The following is a 6,000-nucleotide window of genomic DNA, read 5'->3' as shown; positions in this document are numbered from 1 at the left end:
TTGACATGGGTGCCAGTTTAAATCATCCCCTCCCTTTTCATTAATTAAACAATCAACATCATTGTGTATCCATTATTTTAATGGATCTAAAGGATAAAAAATAAGATCTACAGGGAATGCTGAGCCTGCAGGAGGTGTAAACTCAATTTCTAACGTTTTCTCATCCCCCGTAGTTCTTTTAAGTACATACACCCCACTTAAATGTGTAAGTGTTCCAGATGTTGGTACCATAATTAATTCTCCGTTTATTTTCATAGGACCCTTAAAAACGCCTGCTCTTGGACGTAGTAATATGACAACTTCCCCAGGATTATCAATAGTTATATGATATACCATGCCATAATGTCCTTTATTTAAAGCCACACTATCATTTTCAAAAACATCAATACCTTGCATAGAAGAATAAATCGTCTCATCACCAAAGGATAATCGATACGGTTTTGTAAATGGTTGTCCACTTTGGTTTGCTTCTATATAAATATCTGATGATGGAAAAGTACCACGAACATGCCCGTCACCATCAAGGGGCTCATAAACTCCTTTTTCAAAGTCTTCTATATCTGCATCATTCATGGCAACAAATGAAAAAGTTAATTCTCCATCCGTTTCAACATCGTAAAATGTATTGACTCCATATTGAGGTAGAAAATCAGGATAGATTTTATAGAAAATAGTTTCATTTGGTTCCACGTTAGTTTGTGAATCAGGGGCTTCATCCAACAAAAAGTCAACAGAAGCAATGTGTCCCATCAAATTAACTAGAGGTGTAGGTTTCACTTCACCACTATTCGTAGTCGTAATTTTAATGTCCTCATCAGTATCATTTGTTGCCAAGATAGCAAAAGTTACATTTTGATCCATCACATTTAAATGATTTGCATATAAACGACCTTTCCCGTTGATCGTATCCTGATATAAAATCCCCTGTTCTTTAATCATCTCAGGGCTATCACTTATCAACAGTTTTCTTTCAAAATCATATTCCATTTCATGTGGAATCTGGTCTAATGAAAGCAAACTTAAATTTGTTTGAAAAAAGGTTCCTTCTTCTTGAAAATATAATGGATAGTGCTGTCTCGTCAAATATACATCATCAACGATTGTAATATATTTTGTATAAGGTTCACTTACAATTCCACTACCATCTGTAACTGTTAAACTAATAGGGTACGTGCCAGCTGTAAAATAGGCTTCTTCTCTCCCCGTCCAACTTCTTGCCAAATTCTCTCCATCTGGATCATAACTTAAATCAACCAACTTGATTGGTTCACCAATTCGATATTGAGATTTTGTTGATGTAAATCTAGCCACAGGTTTAGCATGGTTCCCATCTGTAAAGGTATAAGGTAGGTTTGAATAATTAATTTCAATTTTTTTGTCCATTCTGTCATAAGAATAGAGAGCACCCATTGTATCAAGAATCCAACCCATATGTACTAATGAGTTTCCATTATCAATAAATACATGGTCATCAAAAGGAATCTTCGTACCGTTCTCTGTAACGGTCTGTTCTTTTAAATTAATTTCAATGTAAGAATCAGATGGTTCCAAAATGATTGTCTTACTCTCAGGAATCCACTGAACATTAAATCCGAAAGCTTCTCCTAAAAATTTAGCAGGTAAAAATGTACTTCCACGAACAGCAACAGGAGCAATATCTAATTCTACAGTTTCAAAATTTACAAAGGCATCTGTTTTATCTAAATATAATATAACTTGAGTTGTTGTTGGCGAAGCTGCGTTTGTGTTTATCGGAGCTGGAAAAACAAGCAGCGCAACAACTAAAAACATTACTAACGATTTCTTAAACATTTGCTAACCATTCCTCTCAGGTGTAATTTGTTATCCATATGATTTCACTTGTCCCACAGTATTATTAGACCTACTTTTTTAAAAAAAGTTTCATGTTATATTAAAAAAAGAAAAAATTGAAGCTATAACCAATAAAAAAGAAAAAATGAATTAACCATTTTAATGATTAATTCATTTCTTGTATAATGATGATGATGATTAGAGCTGTAAAATTATGGATTGTTATTTTAATATAAATAAAATTAGTGTTTATAATTCATGATCAGAAGATTGTCTGACTAACAAAGTGGATGAGACTTTAAAAGTTCTTGAAGAAGTATATTTATTTTCGTTCATTTGATCAATAAGCTTTTCTGTCATTAATGCTCCCATAGAGTATTTTGGTTGAGCAACCGTACTTAATTTAGGACTGACATAACTACATACTCTAATGTTATCAACTCCAACTACTGCAATCTGTTCTGGAATTTTAATATTTAGTTCTTTGAAAGCATTATAAACTCCTAACGCCATTTCATCATTTGCAGCGAAAACAGCTGTGAACTTTTTACCTCTTTGTATGATTCTCTTTATGGCTTCATATCCCCCATACTCTGAGAAATCACCATTATCAACAAGCTCTGGATCAAATGGGAGCTGATTTCTTTTTAACGCTTTCATATAACCTTCTAGACGTTCATGACTATCCACTGCATCTTTCAAACCACTTATAAACGCTATGTCTTTATGGCCATTTTGTACAAGATGGTCTATCACTTCTTGAACTGCTTTTAAGTTATCGTTATATACACAGGATACTAGATCATGATCAATATTCCTTCCAATCACACCAATGTTATAACCTTGTTCTGCTATTTTAATGATCTCTTGATCAGATAAAGTTGATGTCACTAAGATCATCCCATCAATGGTACGATTATATAATAAATTTAAGTAATCAATTTCTTTTTCTTTCTGATCTTGCGCATCACATATAATAATTTTGTAATTAAGGGAATTTGCCATATTTTCTATCCCTTTAATAATATCCGCATTATACGAAACTAAAATATCAGTGACAATAACACCAATGGTCATCGTTTTTTTGGAACGAAGGTTTTTAGCAGATGCATTTGGAATGTATCCCATTTCTTCAATTACTTTTAATACTTTTCTTTTTGTTTTTTCATTTACTAATTTACTATTATTTAGCACTCTAGAAACAGTAGTGGGAGATACACCTGCTTTCGCGGATACATCTTTTATTTTATTCGTCATTGAAATCTACCTCTTCCCATTGATACTCTGTAAATCATGTTAGACATTGTCGTCGATTTCTGTGTTTTATTGTCACATTTATTTTAACATATCTATAAAAAATGTATACTTTTTGTTGCAAAAGCAAAAAAAATGGAGGATAATATACCCTCCATTAAATGAATTAAACTACAATGTTATAATTTTTTTCATTTATCATTCCATTTCTTCATTATTCAATAAGTTCAAGCCAATTCACATTCCCAATATCTGAACCACCTTTAAATACTAAATATAAATCATGAGTACCAGTCGTATTGGTAATAGATGCTGTGCTTGTCACCCACGATTGCCAGCCACCCGTATTAGAAATATTTACAGTTCCGATCAAGGAACCCGTTATACTGTCTAATCTTAACTCTATAGTTCCTCCTTCTGATTGTGTAGCCACTCTCACATCTATACTAGATTTTCCAGCATTAAAATCAACATTTGAAAAGGAAATATAATCCCCGTCATCCGTCCAACCTACATTTAATCCTCCACCTAAATCACTTGTAGATTCTGTTTGTATTCCACTCATTGATGTATAATTTTCTGCTTCAATTTTTATATTTGTGGGAGGAGCTGTATTAGAATCTGTAAATGTAAACCAATTTAAGTTACCAATCCCCTCACCCGATGCACCTGTAAACACAAAGTATATATCATGTATGCCTGTTACATTAGAGATTGAGGCAGTATTTGTATCCCATGATTGCCAGCCGCCTGTATTTTGAATATCAACAGTTCCTATTAAAGTACCAGATATACTATTTAATCTTATTTCAATGGTCCCACCAGATGATTGAGTAGCTACTCTTGCTTCAATCCCTGTTGCTCCATCTCCCATACCAAAATCAACATGATGAAAAGCAATATAATCTCCGTCATCTAACCAACCAACATTGAGTCCACCACCGGTATCACTTGTAGATTCTGTTTGTATACCGCTCATTAAAGTAAAATCTTCCGCTTCAATCTGTGAAAAAGCATCAATAAGATTTGGATCAGGTGGTGTGATATCATCTTTGGTAAACTTAAACCAATTGAAGTTACCAATTCCCTCACCGGATGCACCGTTGAACACAAAGTATACATCATGCGTACCTGTGGCATTAGAGATAGAGGTAGTATTTGTAACCCATGATTGCCAGCCACCTGTATTGTCGATTTCAACAGTTCCAATTAAACTGCCTGTTGTACTATCTAACCTTATTTCAATGGTTCCGCCTTCTGATTGTGTGGCTACTCTTGCTTCAATTGCCGTGGCGCCTTCCCCTTCACCAAATTCAACATCATGAAATGCAATATAATCTCCATTATCTGTCCAACCTACATTTAATCCCCCACCAATATCACTTGTAGATTCTGTTTGAACTCCATTCATCACTGTATAATTTTCTGCTTCAATCTGCTCATAAGCATTGATAGGATTAGGATCCCCACCGCTTGTTTCCCCAGACCATTTAAAAGTTGCTGCAGCACCGGCAGGAAGAGTGTAAGTAAAAGACTGTGAACCCCAATTCACTTTGAACGTTTTTTGCTCTGATGCAGGATTAAGAGTTACTAAAACTTTAGAACCATCTGGATTTTTAAAAGCAACATTTTGTATTTCTGTATGATTGGATTCAATTCTCTTTGCTCCAGGTTTTACGAATTTGCTAAAGTGACCTAATACATAATATTCGACATTTTTTGTGATTTCTCCCGATTGATCATTGATTGTAATTACACCACGGCAAGTACCACATCCACCATTGATTGGTCCATTGTTTTGGTCTAAAGCTAAATTCCATAAAGTAACTGATTTTGCCCAATTGCGTGTTGTGCCTATAAATAAATTAGATAGTTCCCATTTCAAATTATCACCAAAGTTCTCAGCCCATGACCCACCTGTACACTCTGTAAACCAAATCCCTTTGTCAGGATGAGCATTATAGACCAGAGATTGTAAACCTGGATCCGTAGGGTCCTCATAACAATGGAAGGCAGTACCTGCCATATATTGTTTAGCATCAGGATCATTTAACAGTTCTAATGGGTAATCAATATATTTCCAGTTGTGGTCGAAACCAATAATCTTTGTATTCACATTTTGATTTTGGAAGGTAGGACCTAAATTATTCTTTATAAAGTTCCTTTGCTCTAAAGGTTCCATGTACATACTTGGATAACTCGTAGTATTATGATAAGGCTCATTTTGAACTGTAATCGCATAAATAGGGAGCCCTTTATCTTCATAAGCTTGGATGAACTTCACAAAATAATCCGCAAGTGCTTGATAATGTTCAGGTTTTAAAGTACCTCCATGTAAGGAGTCTCCATTTTTCATCCATCCAGGAGGGCTCCAAGGAGTACCTAAAATTTTTAGGTCCGTATTAATACCTGTAATTTGTTGCAAAATTGGAATAATATTAACTTCATCATGTTGAATGGAAAAATTAGATAAACTAGGGTCAGTCTGTCCAGGAGGCATATCATTATACGAGTAACTAAATAAATTGAAGTCTGATGCACCTATAGGCTGTCGTAAAAAACTCAATCCAATTCCGTTATCTCCAAATAAGTCATTTAAAATTTGAGTTCGTTCAGAGGGATTTAATTTCTGATTTAACAGGTATGCTGATGAACCTGTTACGGAAGCACCAAAACCATCGATTTCTTGATATTCTATCGCTTCATCCACATTGATCGTGATTCCTGCTGGTCCTGAATTTGAAGAGAATTGAACATCACTTTCTTTCTGCAGCAATTTTTGTTGATCTGGTGTTGTTATGAAAACCTCTACACTTTCACCTACTCCATAAACCATATTCATACTATTTAGTGGAATTATTATAGAAAACACCAATAACAATAAAAACATTTTTTTCATTAAATTCATTTTTACATCTCTCCCATTAAAATAAT

General features: G+C 34.3%; 3 protein-coding genes. All 3 read right to left on the bottom strand.

Translation table 11 applies throughout. The features are described 5' to 3' along the window. Nucleotides 1-72: 72 nt before the first annotated feature. Nucleotides 73-1,812, bottom strand: coding sequence for a stalk domain-containing protein (locus tag ERL59_RS02200; RefSeq protein WP_160644033.1), 1,740 nt, complete (start codon nt 1,810-1,812; stop codon nt 73-75). Nucleotides 1,813-2,061: 249 nt separating this feature from the next. Next, nucleotides 2,062-3,069, bottom strand: a complete 1,008-nt coding sequence (locus tag ERL59_RS02195) for a LacI family DNA-binding transcriptional regulator (RefSeq protein WP_160644031.1) — start codon at nt 3,067-3,069, stop codon at nt 2,062-2,064. Between the two features lie 211 nt (nt 3,070-3,280). After that, a complete protein-coding gene (locus tag ERL59_RS02190; protein ID WP_160644029.1) occupies nt 3,281-5,974 on the bottom strand; it encodes a carbohydrate-binding protein in 2,694 nt (897 codons plus the stop codon). Nucleotides 5,975-6,000 lie beyond the last annotated feature (26 nt).

It is taken from the genome of Chengkuizengella marina (assembly GCF_009910845.1).
Classification (GTDB): domain Bacteria; phylum Bacillota; class Bacilli; order Paenibacillales; family KCTC-33759; genus Chengkuizengella; species Chengkuizengella marina.
This window is presented reverse-complemented; position numbering and strand designations above follow the sequence as displayed.

Bases quoted from the DNA above. Each gene is read 5' to 3' on its own strand.
- ERL59_RS02200 (WP_160644033.1), bottom strand. From the start codon at position 1,812: ATGTTTAAGAAATCGTTAGTAATGTTTTTAGTTGTTGCGCTGCTTGTT.
- ERL59_RS02195 (WP_160644031.1), bottom strand. From the start codon at position 3,069: ATGACGAATAAAATAAAAGATGTATCCGCGAAAGCAGGTGTATCTCCC.
- ERL59_RS02190 (WP_160644029.1), bottom strand. From the start codon at position 5,974: ATGAATTTAATGAAAAAAATGTTTTTATTGTTATTGGTGTTTTCTATA.